The sequence below is a fragment of the Aeromonas sp. R6-2 genome (assembly GCF_040908155.1).
Lineage (GTDB): Bacteria > Pseudomonadota > Gammaproteobacteria > Enterobacterales > Aeromonadaceae > Aeromonas > Aeromonas schubertii.
In genome coordinates, this window is the sequence record NZ_JBFODE010000029.1 from 81,284 (window position 1) to 100,922 (window position 19,639).

Annotated in this window: 20 protein-coding genes; 11 read left to right on the forward strand and 9 right to left on the reverse strand. The window is 66.0% G+C overall.

What is annotated here, in order from left to right; translation table 11 throughout:
• Positions 1-47: 47 nt before the first annotated feature.
• Together AB5Y48_RS05135 and AB5Y48_RS05140 are read right to left on the reverse strand one after the other, a co-directional pair.
• The gene (locus AB5Y48_RS05135) at positions 48-674 is read right to left on the reverse strand and encodes a haloacid dehalogenase-like hydrolase (protein WP_368163912.1); all 627 of its coding nucleotides are present in this window, start codon (positions 672-674) and stop codon (positions 48-50) included.
• Entirely contained in the window at positions 671-1,315 is a 645-nt protein-coding gene (locus tag AB5Y48_RS05140) for a TIGR01621 family pseudouridine synthase (RefSeq protein WP_050665872.1), read from the reverse strand. The genes AB5Y48_RS05135 and AB5Y48_RS05140 overlap by 4 nt, the downstream gene beginning before the upstream one ends.
• A gap of 140 nt (positions 1,316-1,455) precedes the next feature.
• Here AB5Y48_RS05140 and AB5Y48_RS05145 point away from each other — a divergent pair, with 140 nt between their 5' ends.
• The 3 genes from AB5Y48_RS05145 to AB5Y48_RS05155 all read left to right on the forward strand — a co-directional run bounded on the left by AB5Y48_RS05145 (position 1,456) and on the right by AB5Y48_RS05155 (position 5,316).
• Positions 1,456-2,406, forward strand: a complete 951-nt coding sequence (locus AB5Y48_RS05145) for a hypothetical protein (protein WP_368163914.1) — start codon at positions 1,456-1,458, stop codon at positions 2,404-2,406.
• A 171-nt stretch (positions 2,407-2,577) separates the two neighbouring features.
• A complete protein-coding gene (locus AB5Y48_RS05150) occupies positions 2,578-3,768 on the forward strand; it encodes an amino acid aminotransferase (protein WP_368163916.1) in 1,191 nt (396 codons plus the stop codon).
• 114 nt (positions 3,769-3,882) lie between these two features.
• Positions 3,883-5,316 carry an NAD(P)/FAD-dependent oxidoreductase gene (locus tag AB5Y48_RS05155; protein WP_368163918.1) on the forward strand — a complete coding sequence of 478 codons (1,434 nt, stop codon included), beginning with the start codon at positions 3,883-3,885 and terminating at the stop codon, positions 5,314-5,316.
• Between the two features lie 63 nt (positions 5,317-5,379).
• Here the strand turns inward: AB5Y48_RS05155 and AB5Y48_RS05160 are convergent, their stop codons facing one another.
• The 6 genes from AB5Y48_RS05160 to AB5Y48_RS05185 all read right to left on the reverse strand — a co-directional run bounded on the left by AB5Y48_RS05160 (position 5,380) and on the right by AB5Y48_RS05185 (position 10,228).
• A complete protein-coding gene (locus AB5Y48_RS05160; protein WP_050665868.1) occupies positions 5,380-6,153 on the reverse strand; it encodes a hypothetical protein in 774 nt (257 codons plus the stop codon).
• 62 nt (positions 6,154-6,215) lie between these two features.
• Complete coding sequence (gene arsC, locus AB5Y48_RS05165; protein WP_197273654.1) at positions 6,216-6,650, reverse strand: glutaredoxin-dependent arsenate reductase; 435 nt, start codon at positions 6,648-6,650, stop codon at positions 6,216-6,218.
• A complete protein-coding gene (gene arsB / locus AB5Y48_RS05170; RefSeq protein ID WP_368163919.1) occupies positions 6,647-7,696 on the reverse strand; it encodes an ACR3 family arsenite efflux transporter in 1,050 nt (349 codons plus the stop codon). The genes arsC and arsB overlap by 4 nt, the downstream gene beginning before the upstream one ends.
• A gap of 44 nt (positions 7,697-7,740) precedes the next feature.
• The gene (arsA, locus tag AB5Y48_RS05175) at positions 7,741-9,489 is read right to left on the reverse strand and encodes an arsenical pump-driving ATPase (RefSeq protein ID WP_368163921.1); all 1,749 of its coding nucleotides are present in this window, start codon (positions 9,487-9,489) and stop codon (positions 7,741-7,743) included.
• 9 nt (positions 9,490-9,498) lie between these two features.
• Positions 9,499-9,861, reverse strand: coding sequence for an arsenite efflux transporter metallochaperone ArsD (gene arsD, locus AB5Y48_RS05180; protein ID WP_136614660.1), 363 nt, complete (start codon positions 9,859-9,861; stop codon positions 9,499-9,501).
• A 1-nt stretch (position 9,862) separates the two neighbouring features.
• The gene (locus tag AB5Y48_RS05185) at positions 9,863-10,228 is read right to left on the reverse strand and encodes an ArsR/SmtB family transcription factor (protein WP_368163983.1); all 366 of its coding nucleotides are present in this window, start codon (positions 10,226-10,228) and stop codon (positions 9,863-9,865) included.
• Between the two features lie 197 nt (positions 10,229-10,425).
• On the opposite strand from AB5Y48_RS05185, the gene AB5Y48_RS05190 reads away from it, so the two are divergent.
• Positions 10,426-11,880 (forward strand): SulP family inorganic anion transporter, encoded by a 1,455-nt coding sequence (locus tag AB5Y48_RS05190; protein ID WP_368163923.1) that lies wholly within the window; start codon positions 10,426-10,428, stop codon positions 11,878-11,880.
• A 77-nt stretch (positions 11,881-11,957) separates the two neighbouring features.
• Here the strand turns inward: AB5Y48_RS05190 and icd are convergent, their stop codons facing one another.
• Complete coding sequence (gene icd / locus AB5Y48_RS05195; RefSeq protein ID WP_050665862.1) at positions 11,958-13,211, reverse strand: NADP-dependent isocitrate dehydrogenase; 1,254 nt, start codon at positions 13,209-13,211, stop codon at positions 11,958-11,960.
• Between the two features lie 188 nt (positions 13,212-13,399).
• On the opposite strand from icd, the gene AB5Y48_RS05200 reads away from it, so the two are divergent.
• The 7 genes from AB5Y48_RS05200 to AB5Y48_RS05230 all read left to right on the forward strand — a co-directional run bounded on the left by AB5Y48_RS05200 (position 13,400) and on the right by AB5Y48_RS05230 (position 19,551).
• Positions 13,400-14,149 carry a pseudouridine synthase gene (locus tag AB5Y48_RS05200; protein WP_060585499.1) on the forward strand — a complete coding sequence of 250 codons (750 nt, stop codon included), beginning with the start codon at positions 13,400-13,402 and terminating at the stop codon, positions 14,147-14,149.
• Positions 14,150-14,152: 3 nt separating this feature from the next.
• A complete protein-coding gene (locus tag AB5Y48_RS05205; RefSeq protein WP_368163925.1) occupies positions 14,153-14,602 on the forward strand; it encodes an NUDIX domain-containing protein in 450 nt (149 codons plus the stop codon).
• A gap of 87 nt (positions 14,603-14,689) precedes the next feature.
• Positions 14,690-15,793 carry a tRNA 2-thiouridine(34) synthase MnmA gene (gene mnmA / locus AB5Y48_RS05210; RefSeq protein WP_050665860.1) on the forward strand — a complete coding sequence of 368 codons (1,104 nt, stop codon included), beginning with the start codon at positions 14,690-14,692 and terminating at the stop codon, positions 15,791-15,793.
• Between the two features lie 24 nt (positions 15,794-15,817).
• Positions 15,818-16,432: a high frequency lysogenization protein HflD gene (gene hflD / locus AB5Y48_RS05215; RefSeq protein ID WP_050665859.1), complete on the forward strand. Its 615-nt coding sequence runs from the start codon at positions 15,818-15,820 to the stop codon at positions 16,430-16,432.
• 34 nt (positions 16,433-16,466) lie between these two features.
• Positions 16,467-17,837, forward strand: a complete 1,371-nt coding sequence (gene purB / locus AB5Y48_RS05220; protein ID WP_050665858.1) for an adenylosuccinate lyase — start codon at positions 16,467-16,469, stop codon at positions 17,835-17,837.
• Between the two features lie 63 nt (positions 17,838-17,900).
• Complete coding sequence (locus tag AB5Y48_RS05225) at positions 17,901-19,031, forward strand: cupin domain-containing protein (RefSeq protein WP_224159909.1); 1,131 nt, start codon at positions 17,901-17,903, stop codon at positions 19,029-19,031.
• 136 nt (positions 19,032-19,167) lie between these two features.
• On the forward strand, positions 19,168-19,551 hold the full coding sequence (locus tag AB5Y48_RS05230) for a hypothetical protein (protein WP_050665856.1): 384 nt from the start codon (positions 19,168-19,170) through the stop codon (positions 19,549-19,551).
• Positions 19,552-19,639 lie beyond the last annotated feature (88 nt).

The following is a 19,639-nucleotide window of genomic DNA, read 5'->3' on the forward strand; positions in this document are numbered from 1 at the left end:
AGGCCACTCGGACCGTCCTCCCTGTCAGCAAAAGCTGACAGGGGTGCTCAGTGCCAGTGACGGGCCATCAACTCAGGCAAGCGTTCACGTCCCTGCGCCAATCGCCTCGGCGAGGGGTTGATGAGCCAGGCCTGCCGCCCCAGGGCGAGCAGGGGGAGATCCGAGAGGGCATCGGAGAGCGCCAGCTCGGCGCAGCCACTCTCCATTCCCGGCAGCAGATCCCGTTTGGCCGCCCCGAAGCTGTAGTGGCGTGGCACTATGGCCCCGAGAGAAAACCTCATGCGACTACCCAGCACCCGTCCCACCCGAAGGCCGCCCAGTTGGTGATGGAGCCTGCGCCGCACCAGGGCGCGCGGTGAGGCGCTCACCACCCAGACCCTCTCTCCCTCTCGGACGAGCAACTCCCTGGCCTCGCTAAAGAGCGACGCCTCGCGCCGGGCATAATCCGCCACCCAGCACCGCCAGCTCCACCCGTCACCCCCCAGGGTCGCGCACCACCAGAGCAGCCACACCGCCTTGGGGCGGGAAAGCAGCCCGAGCAGCAAGAGCAGGGGGCTGAGCAACAGCACCAGGAGCAGGGGCCAGCGACGACGGAGGAGGATATGGCGCAGCAGAGCCCCATGGCTGTCCCCCGCCGTCAGGGTGCCGTCATAGTCGGCCAGGATCAGGTTCACGGGGCGAGAGCCTCGATGGCGGCGCGGGTCTCGGGCAGCACGAAGAGCGCCCCCCACTCGGGGGAAGAGACGAAGTCAAAGGTTTCACCGCCGTGCTCGAACCCCAGGCGCCAGGCGTGCAGATAGCCGCGATCGGCGGGGGTGCCGCCGTAGCGCTCGTCGCCGAGGATGGGGGCGCCGACGCTTTTCAGGGCGACCCGGATCTGGTGGGTCTTGCCGGTCTCGGGGCGGATGCGAAACAGCCGCAGCCCCTCGCGCACCAGGGTCGAGTCGAAACGGCTGATGGCGGGATTATCCAGGGTGCGGGTCAACATCCAGCTGCCGCCGCGCCCCTTCTTCATGTCCCCCCTGATGAGCCCCTGCTTCTTCAAGGGGCGCCGATCGGAGAGGGCCAGGTACTGCTTTTTCATGCGCCGCTCGGCAAAGCCCTGGCTCAGGGCGCGGTTGGCCTGTGGGTGGCGGGCCAGCAACAGCAGCCCCGAGGTCATCTTGTCGAGCCGGTGCACCGGGTAGAGCTCGAGCCCGGTCGCCTCGCGCACCAGGGTGACGATGCCGGGGGCGCCGTCCTCCTCGTGCATGCCGATCCCGGGCCCCTTGTCGATCAGCAAAAAGTCGGGGTGGCGGACCAGTTCACGAAACATACGGACTCCGAAATGGGGAAAAAAGGGATTGTACGGGGAAGGTGCGGCGGCCACAAATCGGCGCCGGATCACGCGCCAGTCCCCTCCCCCTTGCGTCCCGAAGAGGGGCCAGTAGAGTAGTGCGCTGGTTTGGAGGGACTATGACCAACATCGACTTCTCTTCCGGCATGCTCAAGGAGGTGGCCGAGCAGCTGATGACTCAGCCCTCGGTGCTGATCCGCTCGCGCAACCTGCAGCCACTGGTGAGCCTGATGCTGGAAAACGGACTGCTGCTGACCCACTCGCCCCACCGTTATGGGCTGACCGAAGCGGGCCGGCGCTACCTCACCCGTGCCCTGGCCCTGGGGCAACTCGAGCAGGCCCCTCAGGATCCGGAGGAGTGGCTCCACGAGCAGGGGCTCACCCTCCCCACCCCGGTCAATCTGCGCCTGCTGGCCGCCCTCTATCGGCGCCAGGGGCGTCATCCCCTCTTTACCCCTGACGAGCAGGTTCGTCTGGCCGAGCGGGGGGTCGAGACCAGCCAGGACAGGGTGGTGCGCCTGCGCGCCTCCCTCCCCTTGAGCCTCTTCTTCGCGGGAGGGCGCCTGGTCGATGGCGCCCCCCTGCTCGAGACCCTGGGCGAGATCGCCCTGCCCGAGCGCACCCTGCCAGGCTTGGGCAAGCTCATCAGCAACGGGGAGCCCATGGCGCGCCTCATCACCACGGACAGAACCGGCGTCTTCACCACCCTGCCCCTGCCGCCGGCCACCCTGCTCGCCTGGTTGCCTCCGGCTGGACAGGATCTGATGGAACACCTGTGCGCCGCCCTGCCCGCCGCCGTGAGCTGGAGCCACCTCACCGATCTCGATCCGGCCGGGATCGAGCGCACCCGCACCCTGGCCGAACGCACCGGCCGTCCACTGACCTGCTGGCTACCCACCGATCTGAGCGCACACCTGCGCCACTACGGCAAGCCGCTGGAGGGCGCCAGCTGGGAGCCCAGCCGCCTGCCACGCCCCCTGCTGGCGCGACTCACCCCCCTCATCGAGCAGGGGCTCACCCTGCCTGCCGAGCTGCTCGCCCTGGCCCGTCACTGGGACGCCGTCGGCTAAACGGGATTAGTTTCAAGGCGCCCCACGCACGGGCGCCGTACAGCGCTTTTCCCCCTACTTCGGCAGTGGTATAAAGAAGCGACCGAGGCGTCCGCACGGCAGTTGGGGCGGGCGCCTCTGTTTGCCTCCAAGGACCGCCCCCACTACCACAACGGAATTACAGGGATCATCATGTTTGAAAAGGTTGTAGCCGCCCCCGCAGACCCCATTCTTGGCCTCACCGAAGCGTTTCGCAGCGACGAGCGTGAGCACAAGATCAATCTGGGTGTCGGCATCTACAAGGACGAATCGGGAGCCACCCCCATCCTCAAGTGCGTCAAGCAGGCCGAGCAGAAACTGCTGACCGACGAGAAGACCAAAAACTACCTCGGCATCGAGGGCAACCAGGAGTACGCCCGCATCGTGCAGGGACTGCTGTTTGGCAAGGGGGCCGAGCTCATCACCTCGGGCCGCGCCAAGACAGCCCAGGCACCGGGCGGCACCGGTGCCCTGCGCATCGCCGCCGAGTTCATCGCGCGCAACCAGCTCGCCAAGACGGTCTGGATCTCCGACCCCACCTGGGCCAACCACGTCAGCGTGTTCCAGGCCGCCGGGCTCGAGGTGAAGTGGTACAAGTACTACGACCCCGCCAGCAAGGATCTCGACTTTGCCGCCATGCAGGCCTCCCTGCGCGAGGTCGAGCGCGGTGACGTGGTGCTGCTGCACGGCTGCTGCCACAACCCGACCGGCATCGATCCCACCACCGCCCAGTGGGAGGCCCTGGCCGAGCAGAGCGCCGCCGCCGGCTGGCTGCCCCTGTTCGACTTCGCCTACCAGGGCTTCGCCCGCGGCATCGAAGAGGACGCCGAGGGGCTGTGCATCTTCGCCCGCTCCCACGGCGAGCTGCTGGTGGCCAGCTCCTTCTCCAAGAACTTCGGTCTCTACAACGAGCGGGTCGGCGCCTTCACCCTGGTTGCCGCCAACAAGGCCGTGGCCGACACCGCCTTCACCCAGGTCAAGACCGTCATCCGCGCCAACTACTCCAACCCGCCCTCTCACGGTGCCGCCGTGGTGACCGCCGTGGTCAATGATCCCGCCCTCTACGCGCTGTGGGTCAGCGAAGTGGCCGAGATGCGCGAGCGCATCCGCGAGATGCGCGAACTGCTGGTGGCCAAGCTGGCCGAGCGCGGCGTGAGCGAGGACTTCTCCTTCATCGCTCGTCAGAACGGCATGTTCTCCTTCTCCGGTCTCTCCAAGGAGCAGGTGGCTCGCCTGAAGGAAGAGTTTGCCATCTACATCGTCGGCTCCGGCCGGATCAGCGTGGCCGGCATCACCCGCGCCAACATCGATCCCCTCTGCGACGCCATCGCCAAGGTGCTGTAAGCACCATCCAAGTGTGCCAAGCAGGTCCGCACGGTGCGGACCTGCTTTTTTTTACTTGGTCCGGGTCTCCCCTCCCAGTAGGCTGATGCAAACAGTCGAAACGGAGTTCGCTGCATGCCCCATACCCTGACAGACACCCTCTGGGCCCACACCCTGGGGGAGCCCCTCACCCCTCGTCCCCCTCTCACCCGGGATCTCGACGTGGATATCGCCATCCTGGGTGCCGGTTACTCGGGCCTGTGGAGCGCCCTGCTCCTTAAACGACGGGATCCCTCCCTGCGCATCGCCCTGCTGGAGGCCGGGATTGCCGGCGAAGGCGCCTCGGGGCGCAACGGGGGCTGGCTCATGGGCGGCTTCTCGGGCGATCTGAATTATCTGGCCATGCTCGATGGAGAGCGGCGTGAACAGACCCGGCGTCTCATCACAGGTACCGTGGCCAGGGCGGCGACCGAGCTCGCAGGGCTCGGGATCGCGTGCGACCTCGAGCACGGGGGCAACCTGCATATGGCCGCCCGCTACCCCGAGCAGCGACTGCGCCTCGAGGAGGAGCTGGCCACCCTGCGCCAGGCCGGTTTCGGGGAGGAGGATGTGCGGCGCCTCGAGGGGGCTCAGGCGCGAGAGGCGCTCGAGCTGCCGGACGGGGATCTCGCCCTCTACACCCCTCACTGCGCCCGGGTCCATCCCCTCAAGCTGGTGCGGGGCCTGGCAAGGGCGGTGGAGGCGGCCGGCATCTCCCTCTATGAGCAGAGTCCGGTGCTACGCCTCTCTCCGGGGAGCGTGCATCTCAAGGAACATACGGTACGCGCCGGGGTGATCGTCTCGGCACTGGAGGGATACCAGCGGCTGCTTGGGCTCGATCAAGGGGCCACCCTGCCGGTGCAGAGCCTGCTGCTCGCCACCGAGCCCCTGAGCGAGTCCCAGTGGCAACGCATTGGCCTGCACCGCCATGAGACCTTTGCCGACGCCTCACGCCTTGTCACCTATGGCCAGCGCAGCGCCGATGGGCGCCTGGTGTTTGGTGCCCGTGGCGGTTACCGTTTCGGGGGCCGAGTCAGGACCCGCTTTCCCTTCACGCCTCGGCACCTGGGGGATGCGCCCAAGGGGGATGAGTTCGATCTGCGCGCGGATCTGCTGCTCGCCCTCTTCCCCCATCTCGCCGGGGTGGCCATCACCCATGGCTGGGGGGGAACCCTGGGGATGGCACGGCGCTTTCGCCCCCACGCTCTGTTCGACCCCCGCCTCGGGCTCGCCACCCTCGGCGGCTACGGGGGAGAAGGGGTGGGCGCCAGCCTGCTCTTCGCCGACACCTTGAGCGAGCTGATCCTGGGCGGCGACGGCTCGCTTGCCACCCAGCCCTGGGCCTATCGCGGCTCTCTCACCACCCACCTCAGACGCTGGGAAGCCGAGCCCATCCCCTGGCTCGGCTACGGTGCCATCTCGGGGCTGTTCCAACTCGAGGAGCGGCTGCTGCGCCGTCCGGTCAGACCCTCCCTGCCCCTCACGCTGGTCACCCCCCTGGCCGATGCCCTGGAGGCGCTGATGCAGTAGCGTCGAGGGCGATGGCAACAGGCTCGGTGCAAAAAGGGAGGGCGGCCATGGCCGCCCTCCTGCTTAGGGGGTGAGATCCTTGTCCACCCAATATTTGGAGCCCGAGATGTTGGCATCGAGCAGCAACCCCTTCTCCCCGATCTGGTAGATGGCCATGCCGCCGTTGTACTTGGCCTTGAGTTCGGCACTCTCCTTGCCGGCCACCACCCCCACCTCGGAGGTCGCCTCCCACCCCTGGGTGACGAAACGCTCGAAGGTCTCGCGGCTCTCGAACAGGATCACCTGCTGGTAGAACTTGCCGCCAAAGCCGGCGGCGAGCCCGGCGCCGAACATCTTCATATAGGTGTGCTGGCCGCTCTTGCGGTTGACCGCCACCCCGGCCCCCTGATTGGTGTGCAACATCAGGGAGAACTTGCGCGAGTCGAAGACCGCATAGCCGTAGGCGCTGTCAAACAGGAGCTTGGCCGAGGGCTGCTCGTTAAAGAGGCGCACCAGGGCGGTGTCGGCCATGGTGTCGAGGGCCGTACGAGCCTGCTCGGGCGTGGTGGGCTCGAGCATCTCGTCGAGCTTCTTGTCCGCCACCGTCAGCCACTCCTTGCCCTTGGCGGCACTCTGGGCGGTCCACTCCCCGGCCTGGTTATAGGCATCTGAGCCCCAGGCAGAGAGGGAGTCCCAGGTCTGTTTGGAAAAGTCCGAAACGCTCTGCCATGTCTCCTTGCCGGTCTCGCTCAGGGCACTGCCCAGATCGGCGGCGGCGGATTTGATCTTGTCCCAGTCGGCGTGGGCCGGCTGAGCCAGCATGGCGGCCACCAGCAGGGCCAGACTCCCTCTTCTCATCGTCGTTGTCCTCGGTTGACAGATGGCTCCATCTTACCCCCAAACCCATGAACGGTGGCTGATCATTCCCCCTCTACGATCCGCTTGCCGTGCGCATCGACCACCTGCTCCCCGTCCTCCTTGGCGAAGGCCCCTTTTTGCTGAGAGGGCAGAATATCGAGCACCCGCTCGGAGGGGCGGCACAGACGCGTCCCGAGCGCAGTGACCACGATCGGGCGGTTGATGAGGAGGGGGTGGGCCAGCATGGCGTCGATCAACTCGTCATCGCTGAAACGATCCTCGGCCAGCCCGAGCGCCTCGAAGGGGGGGACGTTCTGGCGCAGCAGGGCACGCACCGGGATCCCCATGGCGGCGATCAGCCCCACCAGGGTGGCACGATCGGGCGGGGTCTCCAGATAGTGGATGACGGTCGGCTCGACGCCGCTGTTGCGGATCATCTCGAGGGTGTTGCGGGAGGTGCCGCACTCGGGGTTGTGATAGATGGTGATGCTCATCAATGAGCTCCTTGTGATTGTTGATACCAGGATTGACTCCGGTTGACGATGCGCACCACCAGCAGCATGACCGGCACCTCGATGAGGACGCCGACCACGGTGGCGAGCGCCGCCCCGGAGTGGAAACCAAACAGGCTGATGGCCGCAGCCACCGCCAGCTCGAAGAAGTTCGACGCCCCGATGAGGGCCGAGGGGCCGGCCACCGCGTGCTGCTCACCGACGGCGCGGTTAAGCCAGTAGGCGAGCCCTGCATTGAAGAAGACCTGAATTAGGATAGGCACGGCCAGCAGCGCAATCACCAGGGGCTGGGCCAGGATCTGCTCCCCCTGGAAGGCAAACAACAGCACCAGGGTGAGCAGCAGGGCAGCCATGCTCCAGGGCTGGATCCGGCTCAGCAGAGGCTCGAGGGTGCCACGGGCCAGGGCGCGCCGGCGCAGCCACTGGGCCAGGATCACCGGCACCACGATATAGAGCAGCACAGAGGTGAGCAGGGTATCCCACGGCACAGTGATGCTGGAGACACCGAGCAGCAGCGCCACCAGAGGGGCAAAGGCCACCACCATGATGAGATCGTTGAGCGCCACCTGGGAGAGGGTGAAGTAGGGGTTGCCGTTCACCAGCCGGCTCCAGACAAACACCATGGCGGTGCAGGGGGCGGCGGCAAGCAGAATCAGCCCCGCCACATAGCTGTCCAGTTGATCCGCCGGCAGCAGATCGGCAAACAGGCCGCGAATGAAGATCCAGCCCAGCAAGGCCATGGAGAAGGGCTTGACCAGCCAGTTGATGACGAGCGTCACCCCGATCCCCCTCACGTGCTCGCGCACCTGGTGCAGGGCCGCGAAGTCGATCTTGATGAGCATGGGGATGATCATCACCCAGATGAGCAGGCCGACCGGCAGGTTGACCCGGGCCACCTCGAGGGCACCGATGGTCTTGAAGAGACCGGGCAGCCCCTGGCCCAGGGCGATGCCGACCAGGATGCAGAGGGCTACCCAGGCGGTAAGGTAGCGTTCGAAGAAGCCGATGGGGCTGGCAGAGGGGTGAAACATAGAGACTCCGGATTGGGGGGTGGCCACCCGGGCCACCCTTGGACTTAGGGTTGAGTAAGGGCAAGCAGGGCTGCGCTGCCAACCGGCTCGACCACCTGCAGCGGCACGCTGGCCGCGCGCAGGCTCTGGGCCGTGACCGCCGCCAGTTGCGGCCGCTGGGCGCATGCACGCAGCCGCAGCAGGGGCGCGCTCACCGTGTCCGGTAGCACCTGATTGACCAGCCAGCCCCAGGGCTCGATGCCGGCGCGGCGCAGGTCGGCCTGCAGGGCGGCCGCCTCCAGCACAGGGGTGGGCTCGGGCAGGGTCACGATCAGCACCTTGGTGCGCGCCGGGTCCTGCAACTGCATCATGGGAGTGGTGAAGTGCAGCCCCTTGCTGCCCATCTGGCGGGCCACCTCCCTGTGGTAGGCACCGGTGGCGTCAAGCAGCAGCAGGGTATGGCCGGTCGGGGCCGTGTCCATCACCACGAGCTGGCGCCCCGCCTCGCGGATGATGCGTGAAAACGCCTGGAACACGGCGATCTCGGCGGTGCAGGGGGAGCGCAAATCCTCTTCCAGCAGGGCGCGGCCGGCGGCATCGAGACCGCCCCCCTTGCTCGCCAATACCTGCTCGCGATAACGGATCGTCTCTGCCTCGGGATCGATTCGGCTGACCGTCAGCGTCTGTGACGCCTCGGCCAGGGTCTCGCTCAGGTGCGCCGCCGGATCCGAGGTCGACAGGTGCACCCGATGGCCACGGCGCGCCAGCTCCAGGGCGACGGCGGCGGCCAGGGTGGTCTTGCCCACCCCGCCCTTGCCCATCAGCATGATGAGGCCATGCCCCTCCCCCTCGAGGGAGTCCACCAGCGAGCTCAAGGGCGGCAGGGGTGAGGGCGCCACCTCGACCGCTGCCGACGCGCCACTCCCCTGCCCTGCCAGCAGGGCGCGCAGGGCATCGACCCCGACCAGGTTGGTGTCGAGCAGCGGCAGCCGGCTCTGGGGCAGGGTGGCGAGATCCCCCGGCAGCTGGGCGAGGGCCTCTTGCTCGCGCCGCCACAGGGCCGCGGCCAGGGGATCCCCGGCGATGGCCGCCTCGGGGAAGAGGCCGTTGAGCACCAGATGGGGATGGGTGATACCCAGGGCCGCCAGCTCCTTGCCGGTGCGGGCCACCTCGCGCAGGGTCGCCCCCTGGGCGCGGGCCACCAGCACCAGGCGTGTCTGCATTCCGTCACACAGGGCTTCCACGGCGGCGCGGTAGCGATGGCGCTGCTTGTCGAGGCCGGCCAGGGGGCCTAGGCAGGAGGCATCCCCCTTGCCCTGCTCGAGAAACTCGCTCCAGGCGCCGGGCAGTTGCAGCAGGCGCAGGGTGTGGCCGGTCGGCGCCGTGTCAAACAGTATGTGGTCGTACTCGGCGCGCAGGGCCGGGTCGGTGAGCAGGGCGGTGAACTCATCGAAGGCGGCGATCTCGGTGGTGCAGGCGCCGGAGAGCTGCTCCTCGATGCGGTGCACCACCGCCTCGGGCAGACGACCGCGCACCGGGCCGACGATCCGCTCGCGATAGTCGCGCGCGGCGGCCTGGGGATCGATCTCGAGGGCGCACAGCCCCGGCACCACTCCTATGGTCGTGATCCGGTTGCCGATGGGGGTCTCGAACACCTGCGCCACGTTGCTGGCGGGATCCGTGCTCACCAGCAGCACCCGCCGCCCGCGCCCGGCCAGGGCGATGGCGCTGGCACAGGCAAGCGAGGTCTTGCCCACCCCGCCCTTGCCGGTGAAGAAGAGATAGGGGGGCGCATCGTGCAAAAAGGCCGACATGGTCTCTCCTTAGCAGCAGCCGCTGCCGGGCTGACAGGGTTTGACGATCCCCTTGATCGGGGAAGGGGCGGCCAGGCCGGCGAAGCGGGCCAGCTCGCGCCGGCTCGGGTAGCGACCGGTCAGCACCACCTGACCATCGACCAGAGTGAGCGGCAGCCCCTCCTCGCCCGCCAGGGCCAGGAAGGCGCTCACCGCCGGGGTGTCGGCAAACATCATGGGCTGCTGGGCCAGGTTGTAGCGCTCAAAGGCCACCCCTTGCTCGCGCAGCCAGGCCAGATCGGCGGCGAAGGTGACCAGGGCCGGGTCGACCTCGGTGCCGCAGACGCCACTGGCGCAGCAGAGCGCCGGATCGAAGAGTTGGATCGCCATCAGATCACTCCTTGTTGCAACAGGTGGGGGGCAGCACGGCCGGGGAGCAGCCGGCATCGGCGCGCAAGGCCTCGCACGCCTCGGGGTGACCGGCGCAGCACTCCTCGGTGAGATAACCGATGAGCCCGAGCATCAGGGGGATGTTGGCGCGATAACGCAAGAACCGCCCCTCCTGCTCGACGCTCAGCAAGTTGGCGCCCAGCATGGCCTTCAAGTGAAACGAGAGGGTGTTGGGGGCCACCTCGAGCGCCGTGGCCAACTCTCCGGCCACCATGCCATCGAGGCCGGCCCGCACCAGCTCTCGCCAGGCGGCCAGCCGCACCGGCGAGGCGAGGGATTCGAGCACCCTGACGGCGCTCTCGGAAGGCATGGGTTGTGACATGTGAGATCCTCGATTCGCGTCAACCATTCAACTATACAAGAAATATTGAAACGATCAATCCACCATCACCACATTCGCCTGTCGCCTTGCCCCTGCCCCTCCCCTTTGTTAGAGTCGCGCGCCGCGCGGCCAGCGCACCATCACAATAACGAGCGCCAAGGGCGCCACAAGGAGCTACACAACCCATGCGTGAGCGCATCAAACAAGAGTGGTTCGGTAATGTCAGGGGGGATCTGCTGTCGGGTACGGTCGTGGCCCTGGCCCTGATCCCGGAGGCCATCGCCTTCTCCATCATCGCCGGCGTCGATCCCAAGGTGGGGCTCTACGCCTCCTTCTGCATCGCCGTCATCATCGCCTTCACCGGCGGCCGCCCGGCCATGATCTCCGCCGCCACCGGCGCCATGGCCCTGCTGATGGTGACCCTGGTGCGCGAGCACGGCCTGCAATACCTGATGGCCGCCACCCTGCTCACCGGCCTGCTGCAGATCCTGGCCGGCTACCTGCGCCTCGCCGCCCTGATGCGCTTCGTCTCGCGCTCTGTGGTGACCGGTTTTGTCAACGCCCTGGCCATCCTCATCTTCATGGCCCAGTTGCCGGAACTGACCAACGTCAGCTGGCAGGTCTACGCCATGACCGCAGCCGGGCTTGGCATCATCTACCTGTTCCCGCGCCTGCCGCGCATCGGTACCCTGCTCCCCTCGCCGCTGCTGTGCATCGTGCTGCTCACCGCGGTGAGCGTCGGTCTCGGCCTCGAGGTGCGCACGGTCGGTGACATGGGCGCCCTGCCGGACACCCTGCCGGTCTTCATGTGGCCCGAGGTGCCCCTCAATCTCGAGACCCTGGCCATCATCTTCCCCTACTCCGCCGCCCTGGCCGTGGTGGGGCTGCTCGAATCCCTGATGACCGCTGCCATCGTCGACGAGATGACCGCCACCCGCAGCGATCGCCACCGCGAGTGCAAGGGCCAGGGGCTGGCCAACATCGCCGCCGGCCTGATGGGTGGCATGGCGGGCTGCGCCATGATCGGCCAGTCGGTCATCAACGTGAAATCCGGTGGCCGCGGCCGCCTCTCTACCCTGGTGGCAGGAGCCCTGCTCATCGTCATGGTGGTGTTCCTGGACGAGTGGATCCGCCAGATCCCCATGGCGGCCCTGGTGGCGGTGATGATCATGGTATCCATCGGCACCTTCTCCTGGGGCTCGGTGCTGCGCATGCACAAGACGCCCCTGGCCACCAACCTGGTGATGCTGAGCACGGTGGCCGTGGTGGTGGTGACCCACAACCTGGCCCTCGGGGTGCTGACCGGGGTGCTGCTGGCCTGCCTCTTCTTCGCCCACAAGGTGGCGCGCACCCTGCTGGTACACAGCGACAGCGAGCGCCACGGCGCCACCCGCACCTATCGGGTGCACGGCCAGGTCTTCTTCGCCAGCACAGAGCAGTTCTGCGCCGGCTTTGACACCGGTGAATCCCTGGAGCGGGTGGTGATCGATGTCAGTGATGCCCACTTCTGGGATCTCAGCGCCGCCGAGGCCCTGGCCACGGTGCGCCGCCGCTTCGAGGCTGCCGGCACCGAGGTGCAACTGACAGGCGTGAGCGACGCCAGCGCCGCCCTGCTCGGCCGCTTCGCCCCGGCGACCTGAGCGCGCGCAGCGTCTGACGCCAGGCGCCCATAAAAAAGGCCAGCCCCGTGGGGCTGGCCTTTTGCATCTTCACAGACTTACATCTGGTCGATCATGTCCTGGGCGAACTGGGAGCAGGAGCGCAACGTGGCCCCTTCCATCAGACGCTCGAAGTCATAGGTGACGGTCTTGTTGCGGATCGCCGCTTCCATCCCCTTGACGATGAGGTCGGCCGCCTCAACCCAGCCCAGGTGGCGCAGCATCATCTCGGCAGAGAGGATGAGCGAGCCCGGGTTGACCTTGTCTTGACCTGCGTATTTCGGCGCGGTGCCGTGGGTCGCTTCGAACAGGGCCACACCGTCACCGATGTTGGCACCCGGGGCGATGCCGATGCCGCCGACCTGGGCCGCCAGGGCGTCGGAGATGTAGTCACCGTTGAGGTTCATACAGGCGATGACGTCATACTCGGCCGGACGCAGCAGGATCTGCTGCAGGAAGGCGTCGGCGATGACATCCTTGACGACGATGGTCTTGCCGGTTTTCGGGTTCTTGAAGGAGCACCAGGGGCCGCCGTCGATAAGCTGGGCATCGTACTCTTTCTGGGCCAGGGCGTAGCCCCAATCCTTGAAGGCACCTTCGGTGAACTTCATGATGTTGCCCTTGTGTACCAGGGTCACGGAGTCGCGATCATTGTCGATGGCGTACTCGATGGCGGCACGGACCAGGCGCTCGGTACCGGCCTTGGACATGGGCTTGATGCCGATGCCGCAGGACTCGGGGAAGCGAATCTTCTTCACGCCCATCTCGTTTTGCAGGAAGGCAATCACCTTCTTGGCTTCGTCGCTGTCGGCCTTCCACTCGATACCGGCGTAGATGTCTTCGGCGTTCTCGCGGAAGATCACCATGTCGGTCAGATCCGGACGCTTGACCGGGCTCGGGGTCCCTTCGTAGTAACGAACCGGACGCAGGCAGACGTAGAGATCCAGCTCCTGGCGCAGGGCCACGTTGAGGGAGCGAATGCCGCCGCCGACCGGGGTGGTCAGGGGGCCCTTGATGGCCACGCAGTATTCGCGGATGAACTCCAGGGTCTCGGCCGGCAGCCAGACGCCTTCGCCATAGACGTGGGTGGATTTCTCACCGGTGAAGATCTCCATCCAGGCGATTTTGCGCTCGCCCTGGTAGGCCTTCTCGACGGCGGCATCGACCACCTTGAGCATGGCCGGGGTCACATCGACACCGATGCCGTCACCCTCGATGTAGGGGATGATGGGGTTGTTCGGCACATTCAGCTTGCCGCCGGCGGCGACGGTGATCTTCTGGCCCTGGGAGGGGATAACTACTTTGCTTTCCATCGGCATCTCCTAACATCCGATTGTTATCATTGTGTAAGTAGAGCGGGGCCATCTTAGCCCGTCCCACCCTGAAAAGAAATGGCTCACCAGGGCTTTATGACTCATCGGATTAGCCGCCATTGGCCGTGGGGAAAGGGCATCTGCTACACTGCGCGCCATCCAACTACCGCCCGCAGGTAATCGCTTTTATGACCCCCTTGCGCCCTCCCCGGTCTCGCCGTCCCGATGACACCAGGCCACGCCCCTCCCCCGAGGCGCGTAGCATAGTGCTCTTCAACAAGCCCTACATGGTGCTGTGCCAGTTCACCGACGAGGCGGGTCGCGAGACCCTCAAGGATTACATCAAGGAGCCCGGCATCTATGCCGCCGGCCGGCTCGACAGAGACAGCGAGGGGCTCTTGCTGCTCACAAGCGACGGCCTCCTGCAGGCACGCCTCACCCAACCGGGGGAGAAGCAGCCCAAGACCTACTGGGTGCAGGTGGAGGGGGAGCCCACGGACGAGGCGATCCAGGCCCTGTGCGCCGGGGTGACCCTCAACGACGGCCCCACCCTGCCGGCCCGGGTGCGCCGCATGGCGCCACCCGCCGTGTGGGAGCGCACGCCCCCCATCCGCGAGCGCAAGGCGATCCCCACCAGCTGGCTCGAGATCACCATCGTCGAGGGGCGCAACCGCCAGGTGCGGCGCATGACCGCCCACATCGGCCATCCGACCTTACGCCTCATCCGCTACGCCATCGGTCAGTGGACCCTGGACAATCTGGCGCCGGGTGAATATCGCACCCTGCCGGCCCCCGAATTACCCCCGCGCGCCACAGCGCCACGGCAGCCGACCAAGACCAGGACCCGCGAGCACCACCCGGCGAGCCGGGCAAACCGTCCGGCCGGCAAAGGGCGTGGCACGGCCCGTCGCCCGGCTCGCCACAAGCAAGGAGAGTAAGCCATGGAGACCCGGCTCACGGTCGCCGCCCTGGTCCACTGGCAGGGGCGCTTTCTGATGGTAGAGGAAGAGATAGAAGGCGAGCGCCGCTTCAACCAGCCCGCCGGTCATGTGGAAGAGGGAGAGACCCTGATAGAGGCAGTGTGCCGGGAGCTGCGCGAGGAGAGCGGCCTGGTGGCCAGCCCGGGCGCCTGGCTCGGGGCCAGCCTGTTTCGTCCCCGCGACGGCGCCGCCACCTTCGTGCGCTTTGCATTTATCTTCGAGCTTGAAAACCCGCCCGGCAACCACCATCCAGAGGATCCCGACGGGGATGTGCTCGCCTGTCACTGGTGGAGTATCGGCGAGCTCGCCGCCCACCGCGGAGCCCTGCGCAGCCCTCTGGTGTGGCAGACCGTCGAGAACTATCTGGCCGGCACCCGCCTGCCCCTGCAGGCGCTACAGGCTCATCTGTAGCCCGGCAGCGAAACTCAGCGCGATATGACCCGGGGCGTCAAATTCTGATAGAATGCGCCCCGTTAATTTCAAGGATTTCCATTACTGATGACAGACAACAGCCAAATCAAGGTGATCGTCGGCATGTCCGGCGGCGTGGACTCTTCCGTCTCGGCCTACCTGCTCAAGCAGCAGGGCTACCAGGTCGAAGGCCTGTTCATGAAGAACTGGGAAGAGGACGACACGGACGAGTACTGCTCTGCCGCCCAGGATTTGGCTGATGCCAAGGCCGTCTGCGACAAGCTCGGCATCGAACTGCACACCATCAACTTCGCCGCCGAATACTGGGACAACGTTTTCGAGCACTTCCTCGAGGAGTACAAGGCCGGTCGCACGCCGAACCCGGACATCCTGTGCAACAAGGAGATTAAGTTCAAGGCGTTCCTGGAGTTTGCCGCCGAAGAGCTGGGGGCCACCTACATCGCCACCGGCCACTATGTGCGCCGTGACGACAGCACAGGCCGCCCGCGCCTGCTGCGCGGCCTCGACGGCAACAAGGATCAGAGCTACTTCCTCTACACCTTGAGCGAGGCCCAGGTCGGCCAGAGCCTGTTCCCGGTCGGCGACCTGGAAAAGCCCGAGGTGCGCCGCATCGCCGAAGAGCTGGGATTGGTCACCGCCAAGAAGAAGGATTCCACCGGGATCTGCTTCATCGGCGAGCGCAAGTTCAAGGACTTCCTGGCCCAGTATCTGCCGGCCAGGCCGGGCCCCATTGAAACCGTGGATGGCAAGATCATCGGCGAGCATCAGGGGCTCATGTACCATACCCTGGGTCAGCGCAAGGGATTGGGCATCGGCGGCCTGAAAGACGCCGGCGACGAGCCCTGGTACGTGGTCGACAAAGAGGTGGCGCGCAACACGCTGGTGGTGGCGCAAGGGGAGCACCCGCGCCTCTACTCCGACGGCCTCATCGCGAGCCAGTTGCACTGGGTCGATCGCACCCCGATCCGCGAGCCCCGCCGTGCCACCGTCAAGACCCGCTATCGCCAGCAGGACATCCCCTGCCTCATCGAGCCCATCGACGATCTGACCATCCGCGTCACCTTCGATGAGCCGGTGGCCGCCGTCACCCCGGGCCAGTCTGCCGTCTTCTACGACGGGGAAGAGTGTCTCGGTGGCGGCGTCATCGAGCAGCGTTTCCGCCACCCCTGACCACATCACCACAAGGGACGACACGTGAGCGACAAGTATCAAGATAGAACCATGGCGTTCGCCGGCATCTGCCAGGCGGCCGCCCTGGTGCAACAGGTGGCCCGTAACGGCGCCTGCGACGAGGCCTCCCTGCGCGAGAGCCTCTCCAGCATTCTGGTGACCAATCCGAGCCAGCCACTCGAGGTCTATAACAACACCCATCTGGCCATTCGCGACGGCTACCGCGCCCTGGTCGAGCAACTCGGCGCCGACGGCAGCCAGAAGAATGCCGAGCTGACCCGTTACGTGGTCAGCCTGATCGCCCTGGAGCGCAAGCTGGCCAAACGCAAGGATCTGCTGGGTATGCTGAGCGAGCGGATCGGCCAGATCGACCGACAGCTGCAACATTTCGATCTGCTCGACGAGCAGATCGTCTCCAACATGGCGAGCATCTACAGTGACCTTATCAGCCCGATAGGCCCGCGCATCCAGGTGGCAGGCACCCCGCTGTATCTGCAGCAGCCCATGGTGCAGCACAAGGTGCGCGCCCTGCTGCTGGCCGGTATCCGCGCCGTGGTGCTGTGGCGCCAGGTCGGCGGTAGCCGCAGCCAGATCATCTTCGCCCGCAAGAAGATGGTGGAGCTCGCCAAGCGATACTGATTTCCCCCCACACAAACCATCAGGAGTTCACCACATGGAACTGTCAGCGCTGACTGCTGTTTCCCCCATCGATGGCCGTTACGGCGACAAGGCGGCCGAGCTGCGCCCCCTCTTCTCCGAATACGGCCTGCTGCGTTTTCGCGTTGAAGTGGAAGTGCGCTGGCTGCAGAAGCTGGCCAGTCACGCCGGGATTCCGGAAGTACCCGCCTTCAGCCGCGATGCCAACGCACTGCTCGACGGGATCGTCAGTGGCTTTTGTGAGGCTGATGCCGCCCGCATCAAGGAGATCGAGCGCACCACCAATCACGATGTGAAGGCGGTCGAGTACTTCCTGAAGGAAAAAGTGTCGCAGCTGCCGGAGCTGGAGGCGGTCTCCGAGTTCATCCACTTCGCCTGCACCTCCGAAGACATCAACAACAACTCCCACGGCCTGATGCTCAAGACCGCCCGCGAGACCGTCATCAAGCCCTATTGCGAGAAGCTGATTGGCGAGATCAAGCGCCTGGCACACGAATACCGTGACCTGCCGCTGCTGTCGCGCACCCACGGTCAGCCGGCCACCCCGAGCACCATGGGCAAGGAAATGGCCAACGTCGCCTATCGCCTGGAGCGCCAGCTCAAGCAGATCATGGCGGTCGAGCTCCTCGGCAAGATCAACGGCGCCGTGGGTAACTACAACGCCCACATCAGTGCCTATCCGCTCGTTGACTGGCACCAGTTCTCCGAGGAGTTCGTTACTTCTCTGGGCCTGACCTGGAACCCCTACACCACCCAGATCGAGCCCCACGACTACATCGCCGAGCTGTTTGACGCCCTGGCACGCTTTAATACCATCCTCATCGACTTCGATCGCGACGTGTGGGGCTACATCTCCCTGGGCCACTTCAAGCAGCGCACCGTGGCGGGCGAGATCGGCTCCTCCACCATGCCGCACAAGGTCAACCCGATCGACTTCGAGAACTCCGAGGGCAATCTGGGCCTGGCCAACGCCGTGTTCCAGCATCTGGCCTCCAAGCTGCCCATCTCCCGCTGGCAACGCGATCTCACCGACTCGACCGTACTGCGCAACCTGGGCGTGGCCGTGGGCTACTCCCTGATTGCCTACCAGGCGACCCTCAAGGGGATCTCCAAGCTGGAAGCCAACGGCGCCGCCATGGCCGCCGACCTGGACGCCAACTGGGAAGTGCTGGCCGAGCCGATCCAGACCGTGATGCGCCGCTACGGCATCGAGAAACCCTACGAGAAGCTCAAAGAGCTGACCCGTGGCCGCCGCGTCGACGCCGAGGGAATGCGCACCTTTATCGACACCCTCGAGCTGCCCGACGCGGTGAAGGTGGAGCTCAAGAAGCTGACCCCGGCCAACTACATAGGCGCCGCCCAGCGTCTGGTGGACGAGCTCAAGTAAGCGTCCATTATCCTAAAGGGGCCCGCCGGGCCCCTTTGCCATAGACCAATCCGAAGAGACACCATGTACGAACTCAATCTCGACATCGCCCACTTTCTCGAGCACTACTGGCAGAAGCGCCCGCTCCTTATCAAGGGCGGTTTCAAGGACTTTGCCGATCCCATCACCCCGGACGAGCTGGCAGGCCTGGCCATGGAGCAGGAGGTGGAATCCCGCCTGGTGACCCGCTTCGACGGCAAGTGGGATGCCTCCCACGGCCCCTTCGAAGCCTATGACCACCTGGGCGAGGAGAACTGGACCGTGCTGGTGCAGGCGTGCAACCACTGGGCCCCCGAGGTGAACGAGCTGGCCATTCCGTTCCAGTTCATTCCCGGTTGGCGCTTTGACGACGTCATGGTGAGCTTCTCCACCCCGGGGGGCGGTGTCGGCCCCCACATCGACAACTACGACGTCTTTATCACCCAGGGGGTGGGCCGCCGCCACTGGCGGGTCGGTGACGCCCTGGCCCTGAGCGAGTTCGCCGCCCACGGCGCCCTGCGCCACTGCGAGGCGTTCGACGCCATCATCGATGCGGTGCTGGAGCCGGGCGACATCCTCTACATCCCGCCCGGGTTCCCCCATGAGGGCTATGCGGTCGAGCCCTCCATGAACTACTCGGTGGGCTTTCGCGCCCCCGATGCACGCGATCTGCTCTCCCTGTTTGCCGATCACCTGATCGACAACGAGGTCGCCACCGAGCGCTACACAGACCCGGACCTCAAGGCCCGCGAGCGCCATGGGGAGATCCAGCCCCATGAGCTGCACCGCCTGCGCGAGCTGATGCAGCACGCCCTGGACGACGACGCCCTGCTCAAAGAGTGGTTCGGCGCCATGATCTCCGACGCCAAGCACGATCTCGACGTGGTGCCGGTCGACCCGGACTACAGCGAAGAGGAGGTGGCCAACCTGCTGGCTGCCGGCGAGCCGGCCATCCGGGTGCCGGGTCTGCGCTGCGTCTGGTTTAGCGGCGCCACCGACACCTGCTACATCGACGGCGAGGCCTGGCGCCTGCCGAGCGAAGACCCGGCCGCCATTTCCCTCTTGTGCGATCGGGATGTGGTGACCCAGAGCGACATGGTGACTCTCGAGGATCAGGCCGGCTTCCTGACCCTCTTCACCCGCCTGGTCAACCGTGGCTACTGGTTCTTCGACTAAGGCCATGGACGCAACAAGGGCGCCTGACGGCGCCCTTTTTCTTCTGGCAAGCTGAACCCGGCCTTGCTGGCGGGTGGGTTGGTGCTGGCTGTCGCGCTCAATAATCGTACAATGGACGCCTCACAAGGAGACATCCATGCAGATCACCCCTCTCCCCCAGCCGGTTCCCTCTCTGACGCCCGAGCAGCGCAACCGCGCCGAAAATCAGGCCCTCGACAAGCGGGCCGAGCAACAGGCTGCGGCCAGCGCCAAGCAAGAAGCCAAGCGCACCCTGGCGGTAGACTACACGGAGCAGCGCCAGAACAAGGCGGCCATGGAGCGCTATCTGGAAGCGAGCGGCAACGCCAGCACCCCGTCGCCTGCGCCCGAGCCTGCCGACATCTATCAGGCCAGCCGGCAGTTGCAGCGCCAGGAGCGCCTGAGTCAGGCGGTCAGCGCGGCCCAATCGAGCCTTGGTGAACGCATCATCGACCTCTATCAGGGGCGCCCCGAGCCCTACCTGATCGATACCCGGGCCTAAACCAGGAAAGGGCGCCGTCAGGCGCCCTTTTCTTCATTACTCCTTTCTCCGACTCCCCGGCCCGAAAGCGCCGGTGCCCCCAACAGTG